Origin of the sequence: Serratia sp. PGPR-27 (genome assembly GCF_022678525.1) — a bacterium.
Lineage (GTDB): Bacteria > Pseudomonadota > Gammaproteobacteria > Enterobacterales > Enterobacteriaceae > Serratia > Serratia nematodiphila.
The window spans coordinates 1-22767 of record NZ_JALBYS010000061.1 but is presented as its reverse complement, the minus strand read 5'-3'; the positions used below and the strand labels follow the sequence as shown (position 1 = coordinate 22767).

22 protein-coding genes and 1 pseudogene are annotated in these 22767 nt (G+C 59.2%); 14 read left to right on the top strand and 9 right to left on the bottom strand.

All coding sequences use genetic code 11. The annotated features are described in order from the left end of the window. A partial coding sequence (locus tag MMS95_RS23125; protein WP_242142348.1) for an FUSC family protein occupies positions 1–1294 on the top strand: 1294 nt, incomplete at its 5' end. Here MMS95_RS23125 and sodC read toward each other — a convergent pair. Beyond that, positions 1295–1816 (bottom strand): superoxide dismutase family protein, encoded by a 522-nt coding sequence (gene sodC / locus MMS95_RS23120; protein ID WP_015377733.1) that lies wholly within the window; start codon positions 1814–1816, stop codon positions 1295–1297. It lies immediately after the preceding gene. Between the two features lie 241 nt (positions 1817–2057). Here sodC and MMS95_RS23115 point away from each other — a divergent pair, with 241 nt between their 5' ends. Continuing rightward, on the top strand, positions 2058–3902 hold the full coding sequence (locus tag MMS95_RS23115) for a polyurethanase (RefSeq protein ID WP_242142346.1): 1845 nt from the start codon (positions 2058–2060) through the stop codon (positions 3900–3902). A gap of 59 nt (positions 3903–3961) precedes the next feature. On the opposite strand, the gene MMS95_RS23110 is transcribed toward MMS95_RS23115, so the two are convergent. From MMS95_RS23110 to MMS95_RS23100, 3 genes are all read right to left on the bottom strand, one after another. Beyond that, positions 3962–4858 (bottom strand): aldo/keto reductase family oxidoreductase, encoded by an 897-nt coding sequence (locus tag MMS95_RS23110; protein ID WP_135638156.1) that lies wholly within the window; start codon positions 4856–4858, stop codon positions 3962–3964. Between the two features lie 99 nt (positions 4859–4957). Next, complete coding sequence (locus MMS95_RS23105; RefSeq protein ID WP_015377731.1) at positions 4958–5197, bottom strand: DUF1289 domain-containing protein; 240 nt, start codon at positions 5195–5197, stop codon at positions 4958–4960. A gap of 23 nt (positions 5198–5220) precedes the next feature. After that, the gene (locus MMS95_RS23100) at positions 5221–6150 is read right to left on the bottom strand and encodes a LysR substrate-binding domain-containing protein (RefSeq protein WP_187212313.1); all 930 of its coding nucleotides are present in this window, start codon (positions 6148–6150) and stop codon (positions 5221–5223) included. A gap of 139 nt (positions 6151–6289) precedes the next feature. Between MMS95_RS23100 and MMS95_RS23095 the strand changes: the two genes are divergently transcribed. The 6 genes and pseudogenes from MMS95_RS23095 (at position 6290) to rnt (ending at position 12139) form a co-directional block, all read left to right on the top strand. Then, entirely contained in the window at positions 6290–6931 is a 642-nt protein-coding gene (locus tag MMS95_RS23095; RefSeq protein WP_033633181.1) for an NAD(P)-dependent oxidoreductase, read from the top strand. Positions 6932–7069: 138 nt separating this feature from the next. Next, positions 7070–8708: pseudogene (gene eptA, locus MMS95_RS23090) on the top strand (phosphoethanolamine transferase EptA). Positions 8709–8826: 118 nt separating this feature from the next. Beyond that, positions 8827–9432 (top strand): TetR/AcrR family transcriptional regulator, encoded by a 606-nt coding sequence (locus MMS95_RS23085; protein ID WP_004931320.1) that lies wholly within the window; start codon positions 8827–8829, stop codon positions 9430–9432. A 91-nt stretch (positions 9433–9523) separates the two neighbouring features. Next, positions 9524–10627 (top strand): alkene reductase, encoded by a 1104-nt coding sequence (locus tag MMS95_RS23080; RefSeq protein WP_033633184.1) that lies wholly within the window; start codon positions 9524–9526, stop codon positions 10625–10627. Positions 10628–10968: 341 nt separating this feature from the next. Beyond that, positions 10969–11376, top strand: coding sequence for a lactoylglutathione lyase (gene gloA / locus MMS95_RS23075; protein ID WP_004931325.1), 408 nt, complete (start codon positions 10969–10971; stop codon positions 11374–11376). Between the two features lie 79 nt (positions 11377–11455). Then, on the top strand, positions 11456–12139 hold the full coding sequence (gene rnt / locus MMS95_RS23070; RefSeq protein ID WP_016927925.1) for a ribonuclease T: 684 nt from the start codon (positions 11456–11458) through the stop codon (positions 12137–12139). Positions 12140–12207: 68 nt separating this feature from the next. Here rnt and MMS95_RS23065 read toward each other — a convergent pair whose 3' ends face one another. Further along, complete coding sequence (locus tag MMS95_RS23065; protein ID WP_004931329.1) at positions 12208–12555, bottom strand: Grx4 family monothiol glutaredoxin; 348 nt, start codon at positions 12553–12555, stop codon at positions 12208–12210. Between the two features lie 416 nt (positions 12556–12971). Here MMS95_RS23065 and MMS95_RS23060 point away from each other — a divergent pair, with 416 nt between their 5' ends. Together MMS95_RS23060 and sodB are read left to right on the top strand one after the other, a co-directional pair. Then, positions 12972–13790, top strand: coding sequence for a C40 family peptidase (locus tag MMS95_RS23060; protein WP_004931330.1), 819 nt, complete (start codon positions 12972–12974; stop codon positions 13788–13790). Positions 13791–13989: 199 nt separating this feature from the next. Next, positions 13990–14568, top strand: a complete 579-nt coding sequence (gene sodB / locus MMS95_RS23055) for a superoxide dismutase [Fe] (RefSeq protein WP_021505464.1) — start codon at positions 13990–13992, stop codon at positions 14566–14568. A gap of 64 nt (positions 14569–14632) precedes the next feature. On the opposite strand, the gene MMS95_RS23050 is transcribed toward sodB, so the two are convergent. Continuing rightward, positions 14633–14722, bottom strand: a complete 90-nt coding sequence (locus tag MMS95_RS23050; protein WP_099032796.1) for a YnhF family membrane protein — start codon at positions 14720–14722, stop codon at positions 14633–14635. A 324-nt stretch (positions 14723–15046) separates the two neighbouring features. Here MMS95_RS23050 and purR point away from each other — a divergent pair, with 324 nt between their 5' ends. After that, complete coding sequence (gene purR, locus MMS95_RS23045) at positions 15047–16072, top strand: HTH-type transcriptional repressor PurR (protein ID WP_004931336.1); 1026 nt, start codon at positions 15047–15049, stop codon at positions 16070–16072. On the opposite strand, the gene punR is transcribed toward purR, so the two are convergent. Next, on the bottom strand, positions 16069–17013 hold the full coding sequence (gene punR / locus MMS95_RS23040) for a DNA-binding transcriptional activator PunR (RefSeq protein ID WP_082997586.1): 945 nt from the start codon (positions 17011–17013) through the stop codon (positions 16069–16071). The two genes, purR and punR, sit on opposite strands and share 4 nt — an antisense overlap. Before the next feature lie 123 nt (positions 17014–17136). Here punR and punC point away from each other — a divergent pair, with 123 nt between their 5' ends. Together punC and cfa are read left to right on the top strand one after the other, a co-directional pair. Then, a complete protein-coding gene (gene punC, locus MMS95_RS23035; protein ID WP_060559596.1) occupies positions 17137–18348 on the top strand; it encodes a purine nucleoside transporter PunC in 1212 nt (403 codons plus the stop codon). A gap of 344 nt (positions 18349–18692) precedes the next feature. Continuing rightward, on the top strand, positions 18693–19844 hold the full coding sequence (gene cfa, locus MMS95_RS23030; protein WP_004931341.1) for a cyclopropane fatty acyl phospholipid synthase: 1152 nt from the start codon (positions 18693–18695) through the stop codon (positions 19842–19844). Between the two features lie 72 nt (positions 19845–19916). On the opposite strand, the gene MMS95_RS23025 is transcribed toward cfa, so the two are convergent. After that, positions 19917–20210, bottom strand: coding sequence for an I78 family peptidase inhibitor (locus tag MMS95_RS23025; RefSeq protein WP_004931344.1), 294 nt, complete (start codon positions 20208–20210; stop codon positions 19917–19919). A gap of 54 nt (positions 20211–20264) precedes the next feature. Then, positions 20265–20915, bottom strand: a complete 651-nt coding sequence (locus MMS95_RS23020) for a riboflavin synthase (protein WP_004931347.1) — start codon at positions 20913–20915, stop codon at positions 20265–20267. 239 nt (positions 20916–21154) lie between these two features. Here MMS95_RS23020 and MMS95_RS23015 point away from each other — a divergent pair, with 239 nt between their 5' ends. Further along, on the top strand, positions 21155–22531 hold the full coding sequence (locus MMS95_RS23015) for an MATE family efflux transporter (RefSeq protein ID WP_049240188.1): 1377 nt from the start codon (positions 21155–21157) through the stop codon (positions 22529–22531). Positions 22532–22767: the final 236 nt, after the last annotated feature.

Here is a 22767-nt window from a genome sequence, read left to right as displayed (position 1 = left end):
CCAGCAGCTGCGCATTACCAGCGTCATCTCCAGCCTGCGCCGCATGCTGCTGAACTGGCCGGATCGCCCCGTCAATCTGATGCCGGTGCTGACGCAACTGCTGGACGAGCTGCGCGATCCCGCCACCGATAAATATCGCTTGGCGCGCCTGCTCCAGCAGATCGCGCCGCACGATCCCGCGGACTATCGCCATCGCGCCTTCTGGCTGCGGTTGCGCGATTTCTGTTGGCTTTACCTGCGCTGCAGCCGCTGGCTGCGGCGGTTGGAAAGCGCCACGGCGGTCAGCGTTCTCCAACCGCCGCGCGCCACTTCGCTGGCGCGCCATACCGACAGCTATGAAGCCGCCTACAACGGCCTGCGCACCTTTTTGTGCATCGTGATCGGCTGCGCCTACTGGATCAACACGCAATGGGACGCCGGCAGCGCGGCGCTGACGCTCACCGCCATCAGCTGCGTGCTCTACTCCTCCACGCCTTCGCCGATCAACAGCGTCAGCACCTTGCTCAAGGCGGTGCTGCTGCTCTCGGTCGCCTGCTTCGTGGTGAAATTCGGTTTGATGATCCAGATTGACGATTTCTGGGTGTTCTGCGCCTTCCTGTTCCCGATCCTGGTGACCATGCAGATGCTCAAGCTGCAGAACCCGCCTTATGCCGCGCTTTGGGGGCAGCTGATCGTCTTTATGGGCTCGTTTCTGACCGTCAGCAATCCGCCGAGCTATGACTACCAGTCCTTTATCAATGACAACATCGCTAAAGTCGTCGGCGTGCTGCTGGCCGGGCTGGCGTTTCAGATCCTGCGTCCCAGCTCGGACAAACGCAAAAGCCGCCGCATTATCCGCGCGCTGCGGCGCGACTTTATCGATCAGTTGAGCAAACGGCCGCAGCAGAACGAAAGCCAGTTCGAATCGCTGATCTACCATCGCATCAGCCAGCTCAATCAAAGTCAGGATCAGGAGGCGCGCACCTGGTTGCTGCGCTGGGGCGTGGTGCTGCTCAACTGCAGCCATATCGTCTGGCAACTGCGCGACTGGCAAACCCGCTCAGATCCGCTGTCGGCGGTGCGCAACGTCTGTATCCACTGCCTGCGCGGCATCATGACGGAGAAAGGCGTGCAGCACAGTTCGCTGGACGCCACGCTGCAGGAATTGCTGCGCATGAGCAACGCCCTGGCGCACCACCCGGAACAGGCGGCGCGCGATCTGGCCGGCCTGATTTGGCGGCTCTACTGCTCGCTGCAGCAGTTGCAACAGGCGATGGGCCAGCCCGCCGCCGCACCGGCCGTTAGCGGCGGGTGATCACTTGATCACGCCGCAGGCGAAGCGCGCACCGCCGCCGCCGAGCGGCTGTGGATGATCCGAGTGGTTATCGCCGCCGGCGTGCACCATCAGCGCCTTGCCCTCAATTTCGCTGATTTTTTTCAGCCGCGGCGCCAACACCGGATCGTTCGCCATGCCGTCGGCGGTTACATAGATGGCCGGCAAATCGCCCAGATGCCCGTCGGCATAGGGTCCGAGGTGTTTCCCGGTTTTTTGCGGATCAAAATGCCCGCCAGCCGCCAGCGCCGCCACCGCCTTGCCGTCCTTCATGCCCGGCTCGCAGCTGCCTTTCTCATGCACATGGAAACCGTGCACCCCGGCCGGCAAGGCTTTCAGGCTCGGCGTGAACAGTAAGCCGTAAGGCGTTTCGCTGATGGCCACTTTGCCGATATCCTGACCGATACCCTGCCCGGTCACCAAATTCATCTCAACGTCGACCGTCGCCGCCTGAGCGGCTCCGCACGCCATCAAGCCAAGCGCCGCATACCAATAACGTTTCATCAATCAGTCTCCTTAATGACTATATCGAGTTATCAGTATAGGAGAGCCAACGCCAGCACTGTTAACCAACGCACAATCTCGCCAATTTGATTCGCGGGCCTAATATTTAGCACCAATAATAATTCTACCGATGTTGGTCCTCTGACCAGCTGTCGTTCGGCTAACGTTGTTTCCCTGTTTCCACCGCCGACGCGCGAGAGTTCACTTCCCGGCCTGGCGGCATACTTCATAAGGAACTGATATGGGCATCTTTAGCTATAAGGATCTGGACGAAAACGCGTCAAAGGTGCTGTTTTCCGACGCCTTGGCCATCTCTACCTACGCTTACCACAATATCGATAACGGCTTCGATGAAGGCTATCACCAGACCGGTTTCGGGCTCGGTCTGCCGCTGACGCTGATCACGGCGCTCATCGGTAGCACCCAGTCGCAGGGCGGCCTGCCCGGTCTCCCCTGGAACCCCGACTCCGAACAGGCCGCGCAGGACGCAGTGAACAATGCCGGCTGGTCGGTGATCAGCGCAGCGCAGCTGGGTTACGCCGGCAAAACCGATGCGCGCGGCACCTACTACGGCGAGACCGCCGGTTACACCACCGCGCAGGCCGAAGTGCTGGGCAAATATGACAGCGAAGGCAATCTCACCGCCATTGGCATCTCATTTCGCGGCACCAGCGGCCCGCGCGAGTCGTTGATCGGCGATACCATCGGCGATGTGATTAACGATCTGCTGGCCGGGTTCGGGCCGAAAGGCTACGCCGACGGCTATACGCTGAAGGCGTTCGGCAACTTGCTGGGCGACGTGGCGAAATTCGCGCAGGCCCACGGGCTGAGCGGCGAGGACGTGGTGGTCAGCGGCCACAGCCTCGGCGGGCTGGCGGTCAACAGCATGGCGGCGCAGAGCGACGCCAACTGGGGCGGCTTCTACGCGCAGTCCAACTATGTCGCCTTCGCCTCGCCGACCCAGTACGAAAACGGCGGCAAGGTGATCAACATCGGCTACGAGAACGATCCGGTGTTCCGCGCGCTCGACGGCACCTCGCTGACCCTGCCGTCATTGGGCGTTCACGATGCGCCGCATACCTCCGCCACCAACAATATCGTCAACTTCAACGATCACTACGCGTCGGACGCCTGGAATCTGTTGCCGTTCTCCATTCTCAACATTCCGACCTGGCTATCCCACCTGCCGTTCTTCTATCAGGATGGCCTGATGCGGGTGCTGAACTCCGAGTTTTATTCGCTGACCGACAAAGACTCGACCATCATCGTCTCCAACCTGTCGAACGTGACGCGCGGCAATACCTGGGTGGAAGACCTGAACCGCAACGCGGAAACGCACAGCGGGCCGACGTTTATCATCGGCAGCGACGGCAATGATTTGATCAAGGGCGGCAAAGGCAATGACTATCTCGAGGGCCGCGACGGCGACGATATCTTCCGCGACGCCGGCGGCTATAACCTGATCGCCGGCGGCAAAGGCCACAATATCTTCGATACCCAGCAGGCGTTGAAGAATACCGAGGTCGCCTACGACGGCAACACGCTTTACCTGCGCGACGCCAAGGGCGGCATTACGCTGGCGGACGACATCAGCACCCTGCGCAGCAAAGAAACCTCCTGGCTTATCTTCAACAAAGAAGTGGATCATCAGGTAACCGCCGCCGGATTGAAATCAGACTCAGGCCTCAAAGCCTATGCCGCCGCCACCACCGGCGGCGACGGCGATGACGTCCTGCAGGCTCGCAGCCACGACGCCTGGCTGTTCGGCAACGCCGGCAACGATACGCTGATCGGCCACGCCGGCGGCAACCTGACCTTCGTCGGCGGCAGCGGCGATGACATCCTGAAGGGCGTCGGCAACGGCAACACCTTCCTGTTCAGCGGCGATTTCGGCCGCGACCAGCTGTATGGCTTCAACGCCAGCGATAAACTGGTGTTTATCGGCACCGAAGGCGCCAGCGGCAATATCCGCGACTACGCCACGCAGCAAAACGACGATCTGGTGCTGGCCTTCGGCCACAGCCAGGTCACGCTGATCGGCGTCTCGCTCGATCACATCAGCACCGATCAGGTGGTGTTGGCCTAAAGATCGGCATAAAAAAAGCCGGGCGCTTTCGCCGCCCGGCTTTCCTCTTTCTGCCCGCCTTAAGGCACGTCATACCCCAGCGCCGCCTTGCGAATGCGGAACCACTGCTGGCGGCTCAGCACCAGTTTCTGCGCCTTCAGCGCCGAACGCACCCGCTCAATCTTGCCGGAACCGATGATTGGCAACGGCGACGACGGCAGGCGCATCACCCAGGCGTACACCACCTGCTCGATGGTCTCCGCGCCGATCTCTTGCGCCACCCGCTGCAACTCGTCGCGCAGCGGCTGAAACTCGGCGTCGTTGAACAGGCGGCCGCCGCCCAGGCAGGACCAGGCCATCGGTTTGATGCGCAGCTGCTGGCACTGGTCGAGCGTGCCGTCGAGAATGGCCGGTTGGTGAATCGGCGAGATCTCCACCTGGTTGGTCGCCAGCGTGAACGGCAGACGCGACTGCAGCAGTTGGAACTGCGCGGGCGTAAAGTTGGATACGCCGAAATGGCGCACCTTGCCGCTTTTGTGCAACGCAACGAAGGCTTCGGCTACGTCGTCAGCGTCCATCAACGGATCCGGGCGGTGGATCAGCAGCAGATCGAGGTAATCGGTATGCAGATGGCGCAGCGACTGTTCCGCACTCTGCACGATATGATCGCGGTCGGTGATGTAATGCCCAATCGGGTTACCGGGCTTGGCGGTGGTGGCGATGCCGCACTTGGTCACCAATTCCAGCGACTGGCGTAGCGCCGGCTTCAGACGCAGCGCGTCGCCGAACGCCTGTTCGCAGGCATAGCTACCGTAGATATCGGCGTGATCGGCGGTGGTGACGCCCAGTTCGACATGCTGTTCGATGAACGTCAGCAGCTGCTGCGGTGACATGCCCCACTCCATCAACCGCCAGTAACCGCAAATCATGCGGGAAAATTCAGGCCCCTGCGGCGCGAGACGAATACGTTCTACCATTGCGAAAACCTCATGACATTAGTTGTCAGCCAGCATACACAAGCCGATGAGGCACAGGGAAGCGGTAAGCCACACGAACGTGCGGCAGATCAGGAAAGGTTAAAACAACGACGGCTGCTCCGGCAACGGCTCGTCGGGCGCTTTATTGGCGCGCTGCAGCCGCAGGAAGCGTTGACGGCACAGGCGCAGCACCTCGCGCTTTTGCGCATCGCTCATGTTCATCCAGCCGAAACGCTCCTCGCGGCTGCGCAGGCAGCCACGGCAGAATCCACGATCGTCGGCCTGACAAATGCCGCGACACGGGCTGGGGATGTCGAAAAACTCAAGCTGCTGCGCCACGGGGCTCCTCCTGCGTTCTCTTGCTAATTGAAGACGCCATCGCCGCCGCTGGCAAGTCCCTTTTCGCCATTGCGGCGAAAATAGTCGCGCAAATAGCGCAGCGCCTGGCGGCTTTTTTCCGGCACATTGCGTTCGAGCGTCAGCGCGTGCAGTCGCAGCGCCGCCGGCCGCCACTCCGGCAACAGCAGCAACAGTTCGCCGCGCTGCAGTTCGTCGCCAATTTCATACAGCGGCTGAACAGAAATGCCCAGCCCGGCGCGGGTAAAGGCGCGCATCACGTTCATGCTCTCGCTGACGATCTGTCCTTCCGCCAGCCGCAGCTTGACCTGCTGGCCGGACTGGTGCTGCAAATCCAGATGCGCCCCGCTGTAGCCGCTGGAGATCCAGCGGTGCTGTACCAAATCCTGCGGTTTTTCCGGCACCCCATGCTGGCTGAGGTAACGCGGTGCGGCGCACAGCACCATCGGCCACGCGGTCAGCGGATGCGCAATCATATTGGCGTCCGCCAGCTGCCGGTTGGCCCGCAGCGCAATGTCGACCCGCTGTTCTATCATATCGACGATGCGATCGTCCGCCAGCACTCGCAGCGTCAGCTTGGGATGCGCCTGCAACAGCGGCGACAACGCCTCCGCAAGCGATCGGCCGCCGATGCCGACCGGGGTGGCGATGCGCAGCTCCCCCACCAGCGTATCCCGCAGCTCCGCCAACCGCTGCTCCGCCTGCAGCGCCTGTTGCAGCATCGCCTCGCAGCCGGGATAGAACGCCGCTCCCGCCTCGGTCAGCGCCAGACGGCGGGTGGAACGATGCAGCAACGGCACCCCAAGCGCCTTCTCCAGCGAGCGCATGTGCTGGCTGACCGCCGACGGCGTCATGCCCAGCCGCCGTGCCGCACCGGCCAGCGAGCCCTCCGCCACCACGGTGGCGAATACCGCCATTCGATTGAGTTTATCCACGATTATGAAGTTTTACTTAATCAAGAAAGCATGAATATGGCACTAATCACGGCTATTGTTAAGGACTAGAGTAGAAACCACGCGGCAGGCACCTCGGCCTGCCTCACGATACTGAACCTATCCCCGAAGGAGCATACAGATGAAAGTAGCCATTATTGGAGCAACCGGTTTTGTTGGCCGCCGCGTGGTGGATGAAGCGCTGGCTCGCGGTATTCAGGTGACGGCAATCGCGCGCCAGAAAAAAGAGTTGCCGGAGCACGCCAATCTGACCGTCGCACTGGGCGACGTCGCCGATACGGCTTGGCTGGCGGGACAATTGCGCGGCCAGGACGCGGTGATCAGCGCCTACAACCCCGGCTGGGGCGAAGACAACCTGTATGAGAAAACCACCCGCGGCGCCCAGCAGATCCTCACCGCGGTCAAGCAGGCCGGCGTCAAACGCCTGTTGGTGGTCGGCGGAGCCGGCAGCCTGGAAGTGGCGCCGGGCGTTGAACTGGTGGATACGCCGCAGTTCCCGGAAAATATCCGCCCCGGCGCGCAGGCGGTGCGCGATCTGCGCAACAAACTGCGTAACGAGTCGGCACTCGACTGGACCTATCTTTCGCCGGCCGCCCTGCTGGAGCCGGGCAAACGCACCGGCCAGTTCCGCCTCGGCACCACGCAACTGCTGATGAACGGCGAAGCGCCGGCCAGCATTTCGGTGGAAGACCTGGCGGTCGCTATCGTTGATGAGATTGAAAAGCCTCAGTTTATTCGCGCGCAATTCACCGCCGCCTACTAAACCGCCCCGCCGCCAGGCCGCTCGGCCTGGCGTTTTCCGCGTATTCTTCGCCGCCAGTAATCTGAGTTTCTAAGGTTTTCTTAAGTTTCATCCGGTAGATTTCAAGGCATTATCTACTTTCAGGATCCCGATTTGGCAATGTGGTTACGTCAACGCTTACGGTGCAACAGCCTCGGTTTTACCCTCGCCGCCGCCCTGTTCTTCACTTTATTTCAGAACGCCTTATTCCTGCAGCGCGCCTGGTCGTATATCACCTTCGATAGCGCCCACAGCGTGATTTTCGCCGCCAGCATGCCGGTGGTGATCTTCTGTGCGTTGAATATCATCTTCAGCGTGTTGACCGTGCCCTACCTGCGCAAGCCGCTGATCATCTTTTTCTTGCTCGGCAGCGCCGCAGCCAACTATTTCATGTTCAGCTATGGTGTGGTGATCGACGGCAACATGATGCAAAACGCCTTCGAAACCAACCCTCAGGAGGCGACCGCGCTGCTGACGCCGCGCATGGGATTGTGGCTGACGCTGCTCGGTATTCTGCCGGCGGTGGCGGTCTGCTTCACTCAAATTCGCCAGACTCGCCCCTGGTGGTACATGGTCGGACTGCGCGCCGCCAACGTCATGCTGTCGTTGGTGGTGATCCTGATCGTCGCCGCGCTGTTCTACAAAGACTACGCTTCGCTGATCCGCAACAATAAAAGCGTGGTGAAGATGTTGACGCCTTCCAACTTCGTGGCCGGCACCATTAAGTTTACCGAACAGCGTTACTTCACCCGCAATCTGCCGCTGGTCAAGATCGGCGAAGATGCGCGTAAAGGGCCGCTGATCGCCAGGCAGGCCAAGAAAACGTTGGTGATCCTGGTCGTGGGCGAAACCGCCCGCGCCGAAAACTTCTCCCTCGGCGGCTATGAACGCGAAACCAACCCGCGCCTGAAGCAGGACGACGTGGTCTACTTCAAAAACGCCAGCTCCTGCGGCACCGAAACGGCGATCTCCGTGCCCTGCATGTTCTCCCAACATGCCACGCAAGGAGTACGACGCGACTCAGGCGACGCACCAGGAAGGCATGCTCGACGTGCTGGCGCATGCTGGCGTCAATGTGCTGTGGCGCGATAACGACGGCGGCTGCAAAGGCGCCTGCGACCGGGTGCCGCACATCGACATGACCAAGCTGAAACCGCAGCAGGACTGCGACGGCGAGGTTTGCATGGACAACGTGCTGTTGTACAAGCTGAACGACTACATCAATAGCCTGAAAGACGACGGCGTGATCGTGCTGCACCAGATGGGCAGCCACGGCCCGGCTTACTACCGCCGCAGCACGCCAGAATTCCAGGCGTTTTCGCCGACCTGCAACAGTAATCAGATCCAGGATTGCAGCCATGAACAATTGGTGAACACCTACGACAACTCAATCCTGTATACCGACGCGATGCTCGATGCCACCATCAAGCTGCTGCGGCAGTATGACGACCGTTTCAATACCGCGCTGGTCTATTTGTCCGATCATGGCGAATCGCTGGGGGAAAACGGCATGTATCTGCACGGCACGCCTTATGTCTTCGCGCCGAGCCAGCAAACGCACGTGCCTTTCCTGATGTGGATGTCGGCCGACTATCAGCGCAATTTCGGCATCGATCGCCAGTGTCTGAATACGCTGGCGGAAAAGGACGAGGTTTCGCAGGACAACCTGTTCCACACCCTGTTGGGCATGCTGAACGTACAAACCCGTGAATATCAATCCCAGTTGGATATCCTGCAACGCTGCCGCAACGCGGCGTAGCGCTTAACTTCCGCGTGCCGCTGGGGCACAATAGTTTGCAGACAACCGGCGTTTTGTGCGCCGGTTTTTTTTATTCCCATTGACCTAGACCAATCGGTCTATTATGCTCGGCACCATGATGACCAAATCAACGCATTGCAACGTGGATACACGTGAACATCTGCTCGCCACCGGCGAAACCCTCAGCCTGCGCCTGGGCTTTACCGGCATGGGGCTGAGCGAACTGCTGGCCACCGCGGGCGTGCCGAAAGGCTCGTTCTACCACTATTTTCGCTCGAAGGAAGCCTTCGGCGAAGCGATGCTGCAGCGCTATTTCGCGCATTATGATGCAGAAATGCAGGCGCTGTTTGCCGACAGACGCGGTGATGCCCGCCACCAGCTGCTCGGCTATTACGCCCAGGCTATCAGCTACCACTGCCGCAGCGAATGCCACAACGCCTGCCTGGCGGTGAAGCTTTCCGCCGAGGTGAGCGATCTGTCGGAACCGATGCGCCATGCGCTGGAAACGGGCACCGCTCGCGTGATCGGCCACCTTCAGGAGGCCATCGAGCGCGGTATCGCCGAGGGCTCGCTGTCGGTAGCCATGAGCCCGGCGGCAACCGCAGAAACGCTGTATTCACTGTGGCTCGGCGCCACGCTGCGCGCCAAGATCCGTCACTCGCTGGCGCCGTTGACCAGCGCGCTGGAAAGCATCGAGTTGCTGCTGCGCCCGCCGCAACCGTAACGGTAACAACTTATTTTTATTGAAAAAATGCAGTTCATGGTTTTTTATCGCCCATTACTAGACGACCGGTCTATTAAATACAGGATGCACTATGAAGACTGAAAAATTGCTCTCTCCGCTGAAGGTTGGCGCCATCACCCTGCCCAACCGCGTGTTTATGGCTCCGCTGACGCGTTTGCGCAGCATCGAGCCGGGCGATATTCCTACGCCGCTGATGGCGGAATATTACGCACAGCGCGCCAGCGCCGGCCTGATCGTGACCGAAGCGACGCAGATCTCCTTCCAGGCGAAAGGCTACGCCGGCGCGCCGGGCCTGCATACCCCGGAGCAGATCGCCGCATGGAAAAACATCACGCAGGCAGTGCATGACAACAACGGCCACATCGCCGTACAGCTGTGGCACGTAGGCCGCATTTCCCACGCCAGCCTGCAGCCAGGCGGGCAAGCACCGGTCGCGCCTTCGGCCATCAACGCCGAAACCCGCACCACCGTGCGTGATGAAACCGGCGCCTGGGTGCGCGTGCCGACCTCCACACCGCGCGCGCTGGAAACCAGCGAGATCCCGGGCATCATCAACGATTTCCGCCAGGCAACCGCCAACGCGCGCGAAGCCGGCTTCGATTTCATCGAACTGCATGCTGCCCACGGCTATCTGCTGCACCAGTTCATGTCACCGGCTTCCAACCAACGTACCGATCAATACGGTGGCAACATTGAGAATCGCACCCGCCTGACGCTGGAAGTGGTCGACGCCACCATCGCCGAATGGGGCGCCGAACACATCGGTATCCGCATCTCGCCGCTGGGGCCGTTCAACGGGCTGGACAACGGCGAAGATCAGGAAGAAGCGGCGCTGTATCTGGTGGAAGAGCTGAATAAGCGCAATATCGCTTACCTGCACATCTCCGAACCTGACTGGGCCGGCGGCAAACCGTATTCCGACGCTTTCCGCGACTCGGTGCGCGCCCACTTTAAAGGGGTGATCGTCGGTGCCGGCGCCTACACCGCCGAAAAAGCCGAAGCATTGATCGAAAAAGGTTTCATCGACGCGGTGGCCTTCGGCCGCAGCTACATCGCCAACCCGGATCTGGTCGAGCGTTTCCGCCAGCACGCCCCGCTGAACGAACCTAAGCCGGAAACCTTCTACGGCGGCGGCGCCGAAGGCTATACCGACTATCCGTTTCTGGCGAAGTAACCTGCCCTGACCCCAACGGCCACGCAATCGCATGGCCGTTTTTTATGCGTCGCGCGCAAAGCAAAAAGGCCCGCACGAGGCGGGCCGGTGTTCCCTGGTGTTGATCTTTATTGCCGTTCGATTTTTACACGATCGCCGCTGGAATAGATAATTGATTGTGCAGATCAATTACTCTGTATCGATCGGTACACTCGATCAATATTTAGACACCCCCGACGCGAGACCACAAAGTGACATTGTCACCAACTCGTCACGTTGAATTCCCTTGCAGGACAAGGCTATACTCGCTTGTGCTTCAATCCACCCGCCGTCTGCCACGGCACAGTCAATTCAGAGGAATTATGCGCTTACTCCATACCATGATCCGCGTCGGTGACCTGCAACGCGCCATCGACTTCTACACCAAGGTATTAGGCATGCGCCTGCTGCGCACCAGCGAAAACCCGGAGTACAAATACTCCCTGGCTTTCGTCGGCTATACGGAAGAGAGCGAAGGCGCAGTTATCGAACTGACCTATAACTGGGGCACCGACAGCTACGACATGGGCACCGCCTTCGGCCACCTGGCGCTGGGCGTGGACGACGTCGCCGCAACCTGCGACAGCATCCGTCGCGCCGGTGGCAAAGTCACCCGCGAAGCCGGCCCGGTGAAAGGCGGCACCACGGTTATCGCCTTCGTCGAAGATCCGGACGGCTACAAAATCGAGCTGATCGAAAACAAACACGCCGGTCAGGGTCTCGGCCACTAAGCCTCCCCTTCAGGGCGCGTTTGCGCCCTGCTGATTCTCCGCGCGATAGCGCCTGCAACCGGGCGCAAAATTTGCCATAATGCGCGCTGCATTCGATGAAGATAAGAAACTGATGGCCGAGAAAAGTGATCTTAACGCCCTGAGTGGTCGTTTTCGTGGGTTTTATCCCGTAGTAATAGATGTTGAAACCGCCGGCTTCAACGCCAATACCGATGCGTTGCTGGAGATCGCCGCCGTCACGCTGAAAATGGATGAGGACGGCTGGCTGCAGCGGGACGAAACCCTGCACTTCCACGTGGAGCCTTTCGAGGGCGCCAACCTGCAGCCGGAAGCGCTGGCGTTTAACGGCATCGATCCGCACAATCCGCTGCGCGGCGCGGTCAGCGAATATGACGCGCTGCACGCCATTTTCAAAGCGGTGCGCAAAGGGCTCAAGGATCGCGGTTGCAATCGCGCCATTATCGTGGCGCACAACGCCAACTTCGATCACAGCTTTTTGATGGCCGCGGCCGAACGCGCCGGCCTGAAGCGCAACCCGTTCCATCCGTTCGCCACCTTCGACACCGCCGCGCTGAGCGGCCTGGTGCTGGGGCAAACGGTGCTGGCCAAAGCCTGCATCGCCGCCGGCATGCCGTTCGACAGCAGCCAGGCGCACTCCGCGCTGTACGACACCGAGCAAACCGCCCTGCTGTTTTGCGAGCTGGTTAACCGCTGGAAACGTCTCGGCGGCTGGCCGCTGCCCGCCGGCGATCTCGCCGAATAAAACCAACAAAAAAGGCGGCCCAGTTTGCACTGGCGCCGCCCGTTACGCGATAATCGCAAGCCCGTCGATTAAGACTGCTGGTCTTCCTGCGCTTTATACTTTTCTGCCGTTTCTTTGATCAGTTGCTGCAGTTCGCCGCGCTGATACATCTCGATGATGATATCGCAACCGCCGACCAGCTCACCATCTACCCACAGCTGCGGGAACGTCGGCCAGTTGGCGTATTTTGGCAGCTCGGCGCGGATGTCCGGGTTCTGCAAAATGTCCACATAGGCGAAACGCTCGCCGCAGGCGGACAGCGCTTGCACTGCCTGCGCGGAAAAGCCGCAGCTCGGCAGCTTTGGCGAACCTTTCATGTACAGCAGAATCGGGTTTTCAGCGATCTGGTGCTGAATTTTTTCAAGTGTCGTCGTCATTTATTGCTTCCTCAAGCCACATTTCATGGCTACAACATGCATCACGCGGGCTATTGTAGCGGCTGGAACAGTCGCAAGAAAACGCCATCTTTTGCAAGGATATTCGCCCGCCGCCGATCGCGTTTCACCGGCCACGTCATTCCGGTCAAAACATACGTTGAGAATAACATTTTTAATCCGACCATTTCACTAATATATTGCGCCGCGATGCCGGCGCGGCTTAATTATATCCGCCACCGTCGCCTGGCGCTTTTTTATACATCAACAGGCTGATTTTAAACCAAAAAAAATGTCATTAACGTTTTCTCACAATATGGATTATTATTTATGAGTTCTTCGCTGTTTTATATGGTGAAGTTCGGGAATACTGTAACTCTTTCGATATCCGTTTCGGGGCCAAGGTTGGTGACGTCGACATGCGTTTAATTCTTACGCTCTTTGCGCTGCTGTTTACGCAGCTCTTCTTCAATTTGGCGCACGCTGCGCCACAGGCGCGCGTTGCCGCCGAGCAGCGTAAAAGCCATGCTAATGAAGCGCGGCCCGATGACCGCAGAAAAAAGAAAGCGGATAAAGCCGCCAAAAAAGCCAAAGTGACGGCCCCCGAGAAAAAAACCAAGACCGCCAAGGCCAAAAGCGAGAAAAGCGCGAAAAAGATCGTCAGCGCCAAACCCAAGGCCAAAGCGCAAAAAACCGCCAAGATTAAAGTCACCCCGCCGAAAAAGGGCTATAAAAAAGGCTATGGCCGCCACCGCGACGCCGGTATGGCCACCGCCAAACTGGCGCGTGAAGAAAAGCCGTTAAAACTCAGCCCGGCGCACAAAAAACGTTACCAGCATGCCAAACAGACCGCGATGGCCAAGCTGATGGATCAGATGGGCAAGCCTTACCGCTGGGGCGGCAGCTCGCCGCGCACCGGCTTCGACTGCAGCGGCCTTATCTATTACGCCTATAAGGACGTGGTGAAAATCAAGATGCCGCGCACCGCCAACGAAATGTATCACCTGCGCGACGCGGCGCCGATCAAGAAAAGCGAACTGGAAAGCGGCGATTTGGTGTTCTTCCGCATCAACAACCGCGGCGTGGCGGACCATGTCGGCGTCTATCTCGGCAACGGCAAATTCATCCAGTCGCCGCGCACCGGCGAAGAGATCCGCATCAGCCAGCTCGACAACGATTATTGGCAAAACCATTACATCGGCGCACGCCGCGTAGTGACGCCGAAAACCATTCGTTAATTCCCTGTTCTGCGCGGTTGCGGCCCCGGTCGCAACCGCCTGCTCAAGCTATCGCCCATCGCACTCCCCCACGCGCATTTCTCGCTTTTCCTCCTGTTTTTTATGATGAAAATTGTTAAGATTGAATGACCACAATAAAAAACGGCCCATCTGGCTCCCGCCTGGGCGGGAAGAAAGTGGCGCTGTAAAGGAGGAAGCAATGTCGTTTGAATTACCTGCATTACCGTATGAGAAAAACGCGCTCGAGCCGCACATCTCCGCCGAGACCCTGGAATACCACTACGGCAAACACCACAATACCTACGTGGTTAACCTGAACAACCTGGTGAAAGGCAGCGAGTTCGAGGGCAAATCGCTCGAAGAGATCATCAAGACCTCCAACGGCGGCGTGTTCAACAACGCCGCGCAGGTGTGGAACCACACCTTCTACTGGCACTGCCTGTCGCCACAGGGCGGCGGTGAACCGCAGGGCGAACTGGCGGCGGCGATCGTCAAATCCTTCGGCTCTTTCGCTGCGTTCAAAGAGCAGTTCACCGATGCCGCCGTGAAAAACTTCGGCGCCGGCTGGACCTGGCTGGTGAAAAAACCGGACGGCGCGCTGGCGATCGTCAACACCTCCAACGCGGCAACTCCGCTGACCGGTGAAGATAAACCGCTGCTGACCGTTGACGTGTGGGAACACGCGTATTACATCGATTACCGCAATGCGCGTCCAAAATACCTGGAAAACTTCTGGGCGTTGGTCAACTGGAAATTTGCGGCGGAAAACCTGGCGTAAACGCAGGCCTTGCCTAAGTGATGAGGCGCAGCCAGGCTGCGCCTTTTTTATAACTGGCGGGAGATCAGTTCAACGCGGCGACAAAGCTGAAAGCGATAATCATCGCCAACGCGCCGATGGTAGTGAACAGAGACATCTTCAGATCGGTATCCATGACAACTCCTTTAAAATGGGCTTTCCTAAGGATAAAAGGCGCACAATTAGTACGTCAAATCATTTTCCCACAGTTCGCCGATAAAATCTTGTTATCATTTCCCGGTTTATAATCTCGATTACCTCTTCCACTTTTGTTCAATATGCGACAAAATTCGCAGTTCACAACTGCGTACCGGCATCCATGCCCCTCCTGATTAAGCGCTGAAGACTTCAACACACTAAAAACTCAGTTTTCGCTTCTCTGGAGAAGGATCTACGTAGGCAAACGATTAACATCACACTTACATGCTGTAAACATGTGAGTTCAGGAGTCATTCCTTACATGGCAACGATTAAAGATGTGGCCAAACGCGCGGGCGTTTCCACCACCACCGTTTCGCACGTCATCAATAAGACTCGTTTCGTCGCCGAAGAGACCAAAGCGGCCGTGTGGGCCGCGATCAAAGAGCTGCACTACTCGCCGAGCGCCGTGGCGCGCAGCCTGAAAGTCAATCACACCAAGTCTATCGGTCTGCTGGCCACCTCGAGCGAAGCGCCCTATTTTGCCGAAGTGATCGAGGCGGTGGAAAACAGCTGCTACAGCAAAGGTTACACCCTGATCCTGTGCAACTCTCACAACAATCTGGACAAGCAGCGCGCCTACCTGGCGATGCTGGCGCAAAAGCGCGTCGACGGCCTGCTGGTCATGTGTTCCGAATACCCGGATCAACTGCTGGGCATGCTGGAGGACTACCGTAATATCCCGATGGTGGTGATGGACTGGGGCGCCGCGCGCGGCGACTTCACCGACACCATCATCGATAACGCGTTCGAAGGCGGCTATCTGGCCGGCCGTTACCTGATCGAGCGCGGTCACCGCGATATCGGCGCCATCCCGGGCCAGCTGTCGCGCAACACCGGCGGCGGCCGTCATCAGGGCTTTATGAAGGCGCTGCAGGAAGCGCATATCGACATTCGCGAAGAGTGGATCGTCCAGGGTGACTTCGAGCCGGAGTCCGGCTACAAGGCGATGCACCAAATCCTGTCGCAAAAACAGCGGCCGACCGCGGTATTTTGCGGCGGCGACATCATGGCGATGGGCGCCATCTGCGCCGCTGATGAGCTGGGGCTGCGAGTGCCGCAGGATATTTCCGTGATCGGCTATGACAACGTGCGCAACGCCCGCTACTTCACCCCGGCGCTGACCACCATTCACCAGCCTAAAGAGCGCCTGGGAGAAATGGCCTTCACCATGCTGCTGGATCGCATCATCAGCAAGCGCGAAGAATCGCAGGTGATCGAGGTGCATCCGAAGCTGGTGGAACGCCGTTCGGTCGCCGACGGTCCGTTCATCGACTACCGCCGCTAATCCCCTGAGCCGGAAGCCTGCACGGCTTCCGGCGCCGCCTCGCTCAGCCACTCCTGATTCAGCGTCTCCCCATCGCCCAGATACGCCAGCAGCCAACTCATCGCCGGCGACGGTTTATCCTGCTGCCAGGTCAGGCAGCAAGGGCTGGCGGGAAACGGCTGCTGCAGCTGCAACGCCTTCAGCTCACCGCGCTGCACCAGCGGCAGCGCCCGATGCGCCGGCATCATGCCGACGCACAGTCCGGCGCACAAACAGTCGAGCGCCGACGTCCAGTCCGGCACCACCAGCCGCCGCTGGTTATCCAGCGTCCAGGTGACGCGCTTGGGCAAATTGCGCGAGGTGTCCTCCAGGCAGAGCGAGGGGTACGGCCGCAGTTGATCGTCGTGCAGCGGCCCCGCCAGTTGCGCCAGCGGATGCTGTGGGCTGACTACGCACAGCCAGTTCATATCCCCCATGTCGCGGAAGGCAAAGCCGCCGCCGACCGGCACCGCGCGCGTGGCGCCGATCGCCATGTCCACCCTGCCGTCCACCAACGCATCCCAAACGCCGTTGAACACTTCGGGTTGCAGCATCAGTTCAACATCGGGGAAATGGCGGTAGAAATCCAGCACCAGCTGGCGGCTGCGCTGGGGTTTGACGATGATGTCGACTGCGATATTCAGCTGGCCGCGCCACCCGTTGGCCACCTGCTGACAGTGGCGACGGGTGTCGAGCATTTTTTTGATAACAACTCGCGCATCCTTGATAAACAGCGCGCCGGCCGGCGTCAACTCCACATCACGGTGACGCCGCTCAAACAGCGGCACCGCCAGCCATTGTTCCAGTTGCCGCACGGTATAGCTCACCGCCGACGGCACCCGGTGCAGCTCCTGAGCCGCCGCGCTGAAACTACCGGTGCGCGCCACCGCGTCAACAACTTCAAGAGAATATTCAGACCACATCGCTTTGCCTTCAATTTTTTTAACAGCACTTTGCAAATATTACCGTTTCACAAGCAGAGATCCAGCCGGATACACTGGCCGGCGCTAAAAACCTGCGACACTAAAATATTAACGAGAAATACCATGCGAAATTCTTTTGGCTTTATGTTCTACCTCGCCGGCCTGAGCATGCTGGGTTATCTGGCGACCGATATGTACCTGCCCGCCTTCGGCGCCATGCGGGAGGAACTGCAAATTTCCGCCGGCGCGGTCAGCGCCAGCCTGAGCATCTTTCTGGCCGGCTTCGCTTTCGCGCAACTGCTGTGGGGGCCGCTCTCCGACCGGCTGGGCCGCAAACCGGTATTATTGATTGGCCTGACGCTGTTCGCGCTCGGCTGCCTGGGCATGCTGTGGGTAGAAAATGCCGTGCAGCTCTGGATACTGCGTTTTATTCAGGCCGTCGGCGTCTGTTCCGCCACCGCCATCTGGCAAGCGCTGGTGGTCGACCGTTATCGCGAAGGCCAGGCCAACCGCGTGTTCGCCACCATCATGCCGCTGGTGGCGCTGTCACCGGCGCTGGCGCCGCTGCTTGGCGCCTGGCTGCTGAACCACGCCAGCTGGCGTGCGATCTTCGCCGCGCTGTTGGTGATCACCGCGCTGCTGCTGCTGCCGACGTTACTGCTCAAAGAGCGCGCCAAAACGCAACCCGCCGCCGACGCACCGAAAAACGGCGTCAGCTTCTGGCAACTGTTGAAATCTCCGGTGTTCAGCGGCAACGTCGCTATGTACGCCGCCTGCTCGGCCGGTTTCTTCGCCTGGCTGACCGGTTCGCCGTTCATCCTCGGCGATATGGGCTATAGCCCGAGCGACATCGGTCTGAGCTATGTGCCGCAAACGCTGGCCTTCCTGCTGGGCGGCTACGGCTGCCGCGCCGCGCTTAAGCGCATCAATGGCAAAACCCTGCTGCCGTGGCTGCTGGTAGCTTATGGTGTCAGCATGGTGGCGCTGTATCTGGTGGCGACCCTGACCAATCCGACGCTCACCACGCTGCTGATCCCGTTCTGCGTGATGGCGCTGGTCAACGGCGCCGGCTACCCGATCATGGTGGCGAATGCGCTGATGCCGTTCCCGGAAAGCAGCGGCAAAGCCGCCGCGCTGCAAAATACGCTGCAATTGGGGCTGTGTTTTGTGGCAAGCATGCTGGTGTCGGCGTTTATTGCCCAGCCGCTGTTGGCGACGGTGACGGTGATGGTATCTACGGTAGTCCTGGCCGCGCTGGGTTATTTCCTGCAGCGGGGAAAAGCGGCCGATGCGCAGCAAAAGGCACAGCGGGAACATGCTAACTCAGCGTCATAATTGCCAAGATTAATAATCACTTAAAGAATATGCGTGCCGAGTGCGATTTACAGTTGAGTCAACGCCTCGGCACGCCTATACTCAAAAACAACCTTGTAAAGTAACACCTTATAATCTCTATATCTCAATCAGCTATTGTGTACGCGCCTTGCGTCACACTCTTTTTTTAAAGGGGCGTTTATCCTGCGCCGTTTGCGTCGGGCCGTTTCTTTAAATTTCCTCTGTTCATAGTCGGATATCAGACGCCGCGGGCTTATTTCCCGTTGGTATAGGTATGCACCCGCAGAAATTGTCTAAGCTGTTTCCTAACGGGTCATCAGTCAGAAGAAGGTGATGGAGAAGCTATGAGTTCATCGTGTATAGAAGATCTGAGCATCCAGGATAACCAGTGGTACCGTATCGCGCACGAAATGCTCGGTCTGGCCGGTATCGAAATCAACGGATCGCGCCCTTTCGATATTCAGGTTAAAAATCCCGAATTCTTTAAACGCGTTTTGCAGCAAGGGTCACTGGGCCTGGGCGAAAGCTATATGGACGGTTGGTGGGAGTGCGAGCGGCTGGATATGTTCTTCCAGCGCGTGGTCAGCGCCGGGTTGGAGAAGAAACTCCCCCACCACCTGAAAGATACCCTGCGTATCGCCGCCGCGCGCCTGACCAATCTGCAATCGAAAAAGCGCGCCTGGATCGTCGGCAAAGAACATTACGATCTCGGCAACGATCTGTTTACCCTGATGCTCGATCCTTACATGCAGTATTCCTGCGGCTACTGGAAAGACGCCACCACGCTGGAGGAAGCGCAGGAAGCCAAGCTGCGGATGATCTGCGAGAAACTGCAGCTGCAGCCGGGCATGCGTTTGCTGGACATCGGCTGCGGCTGGGGCGGCCTTTCCGCCTATGCGGCGAAAAATTACGGCGTGTCGGTGGTCGGCGTGACCATTTCCGCCGAACAGCAGAAGCTGGCTCAGGCGCGCTGTGCCGGGCTGGATGTGCAGATCCTGTTGCAGGATTACCGCGATCTGCACCAGCAGTTCGATCGCATTGTCTCGGTCGGCATGTTCGAGCACGTCGGGCCGAAAAACTACCGCACCTATTTCGACGTGGTGGAGCGCAATCTGGCGCCGCACGGCCTGTTCCTGCTGCACACCATCGGCTCCAACAAGACCGACATGAACGTCGATCCCTGGATCAACAAATATATCTTCCCGAACGGTTGCCTGCCCTCCGTGAGACATATCGCCGAGGCCAGCGAAGGCCATTTCGTGATGGAAGACTGGCACAACATCGGCGCCGACTACGATCGCACGCTGATGGCCTGGTTCGAGCGCTTCAAACAGGCGTGGCCGCAGCTCGCCGAGCGCTATTCCGAACGCTTCGAACGAATGTTCAGCTATTACCTGAACGCCTGCGCCGGCGCGTTCCGGGCGCGCGATCTGCAGCTATGGCAGGTGGTGTTCAGCCCGAAAGGCGTTGAAGGCGGCATTCGCGTCGCCCGCTAAGCACTTGCCCGACAAAAAAAGCCCCGGCAACCTCATCGCCGGGGCTTTTTTTGCTCTTTCGAACCCTGCGGGTTAACCGCAATAAACGCGAATAATTTTATCGTCGCTGTCGCCAAGGAAGTTCAGGCGGCGCAGGTTGAAATCCATGGTGACGGCAGAGTTGTACGGAATGGCTCTCACCTTGCCGTCGATCCGCACGCCTTCCAGCGAGGTCATCGGTTTGCCGACAAAATTTTGATACTGCGAAGCGCCGCAGGTATCGTCCGCATCGGCCATTTGCGCGCCCGCGCCCTGCTCAGGCGAACTGCTGCAAGCGCTCAGCGCCAGCAACGCGGTTAACAACAACGTTTTCCCATAAAACTTCACGCGTTTCTCCTCTCTGCTTATGATTCGATGCCGGCGGTCACGCCAGAATCGCTGTCAGTCTTTGTGCGCCGGCGCCATCGCCGCGGCCAACGTCGCTTCCCGATTGGCCAGCACGCGCTCGACGGTGTCCACCACCGCCTGCGTTTGCGGATCGATCTCGATGTTCACCTTGTCGCCGAGGCGTTTTTTACCCAGCGTGGTGCGATCCAGCGTTTCCGGGATCAGGTGCACGCAGAAACGGTTATTCACCACTTCGCCGATGGTCAGGCTAATGCCGTCGATGCCGATGAAACCTTTGTGCAGCACATATTTCATCAATTCCGCATCCGGCATGCGCAGCCATACCTGGCGGTTATTTTCCGAGGTATAAATCTTGGCCACTTCCGCCGTGCAGATAATATGGCCGGACATCAAATGGCCGCCAATTTCGTCATTGAACTTCGCCGCGCGCTCGATATTGACGATGTCGCCCAGCGCCAGATCACCGAGGTTGGTCAGGCGCAACGTTTCTTTGATCAAATCGAAGCTGACGCGGTTGCCTTCCACCGCGGTGACGGTCAGGCAGCAGCCGTTATGGGCCACCGACGCGCCCAGCTCCAGCCCCGGCAGCAGCTCGGCTGGCATTTCGATCACGTGGGTGCGGAAATTGGGTTTCTCATCAATGGCGACCAGCGGCGCGGTGCCTTGTACGATACCGGTGAACATATGTGCCTCTTCTTGCTAAATAGGTTAAAACGCTACCGGCAGTTTGCCCCAGTTGGCGCTGAAAACCAAATCCGCGACGGCAAAAAAAGAATGGCTGCGCATTTAATAACTATTTATCTGCGGCGTTTGCTTAACGACGCCGAGCAGGTACAATCTTTTTGACAAAATTCCGCTATTTTAATTGTTGTCCTCTCGCGGCAGCCCTCCCTCCCACATATATAAATAGAAAAGGTGTATGCGTGCAGAAGTACTTAATTGAAGCGCGTAGTTTATTGGCTCTCGCTATCCCGGTCATCATCGCGCAAATATCACAAACCGCCATGGGCGTGGTGGATACCATCATGGCCGGCGCTTACAGCGCCACCGACATGGCGGCGGTGGCGGTCGGCACCTCGATCTGGTTGCCGGCCATTTTGTTCGGCCACGGCCTGCTGCTGGCGCTGACCCCGGTTATCGCCCAGCTCAACGGCGCCGGCCGTCGCGATCGCATCGCCCATCAGGTGCGTCAGGGCTTCTGGCTGGCCTCCGGCGTCTCTGTGCTGCTGATCGTCGTGCTGTATAACTGCAAGTTCGTCATCGACATGATGCACAACATCGATCCGCAGTTGGCGGATAAAGCCGTCGGCTATCTGCACGCCATCATGTGGGGGGCGCCGGGTTACCTGTTCTTCCAGGTGATGCGCAACCAGTGCGAGGGGCTGTCCAAAACCAAACCCGGCATGGTGATCGGCTTCCTCGGCCTGCTGGTGAACATCCCGATCAACTACATCTTTATCTACGGCAAGTTCGGCATGCCGGAACTCGGCGGCGTCGGCTGCGGCGTCGCCACCGGCAGCGTCTACTGGATCATGTTCCTGATGATGCGCTGGTACGTGAAGCGCGCGCCGTCGCAGCGCGACATCAAACGCCAGGCCGGCGATCTCGGCGGCCCGGACTGGGCGGCGCTAAGGCGCCTGATCGGCATCGGCATGCCGGTGGCGCTGGCGCTGTTCTTCGAGGTCACGCTGTTCGCGGTGGTGGCGCTGCTGGTTTCGCCGCTGGGGATCGTCGCGGTCGCCGGCCACCAGATCGCGCTTAACTTCAGCGCGCTGATGTTCGTGCTGCCGCTGTCGCTGGGCGTCGGCGCCACCATCCGCGTCGGTTATCGTCTGGGGGAAGGTTCGGTCGAAGGCGCGCGCGTCGCCGCTTACTCCGCCATCGGCGTCGGCATAACCATGGCCGTCTGCACCGCGCTGTTTACCGCCACTTTCCGCGAACCGATCGCCCTGCTGTACAACGACAGCCCGGCGGTGGTGGCGATGGCCTCGCAGTTGATGCTGCTGGCGGCGCTGTACCAGATCTCGGATTCGGTCCAGGTGATCGGCAGCGGCGTGCTGCGCGGTTATAAAGATACCCGCGCGATCTTCTTCATCACCTTTATCGCTTATTGGGTGTTGGGCCTGCCGAGCGGCTATCTGCTGGCGTTAACCGATGCGCTGGTGCCGGCGATGGGGCCAAGCGGTTTCTGGATCGGCTTTATCATCGGACTGACTTTCGCCGCCATCATGATGGCGCTGCGCATGCGCTGGCTACAGAAACAGCCGACCACCGTCATCCTGCAGCGATCCACACGCTGAACCCGCAGCCCGGCCGGTTTCCTCCCCGGCCGGGCTGCGGTTTGCGGAAAAAAACGCCGGACTGCGCACAACCTCAGCAATCGCGTGAAATACCGAATAAAATTGCGCTTTTCCCCTTGCCAGCGCGCGGGTAGCTCGTTAATATTCGTCCCCGCTGTCAACCATGACAGACAGGAAAAGATGCGTCCGTAGCTCAGTTGGTTAGAGCACCACCTTGACATGGTGGGGGTCGGTGG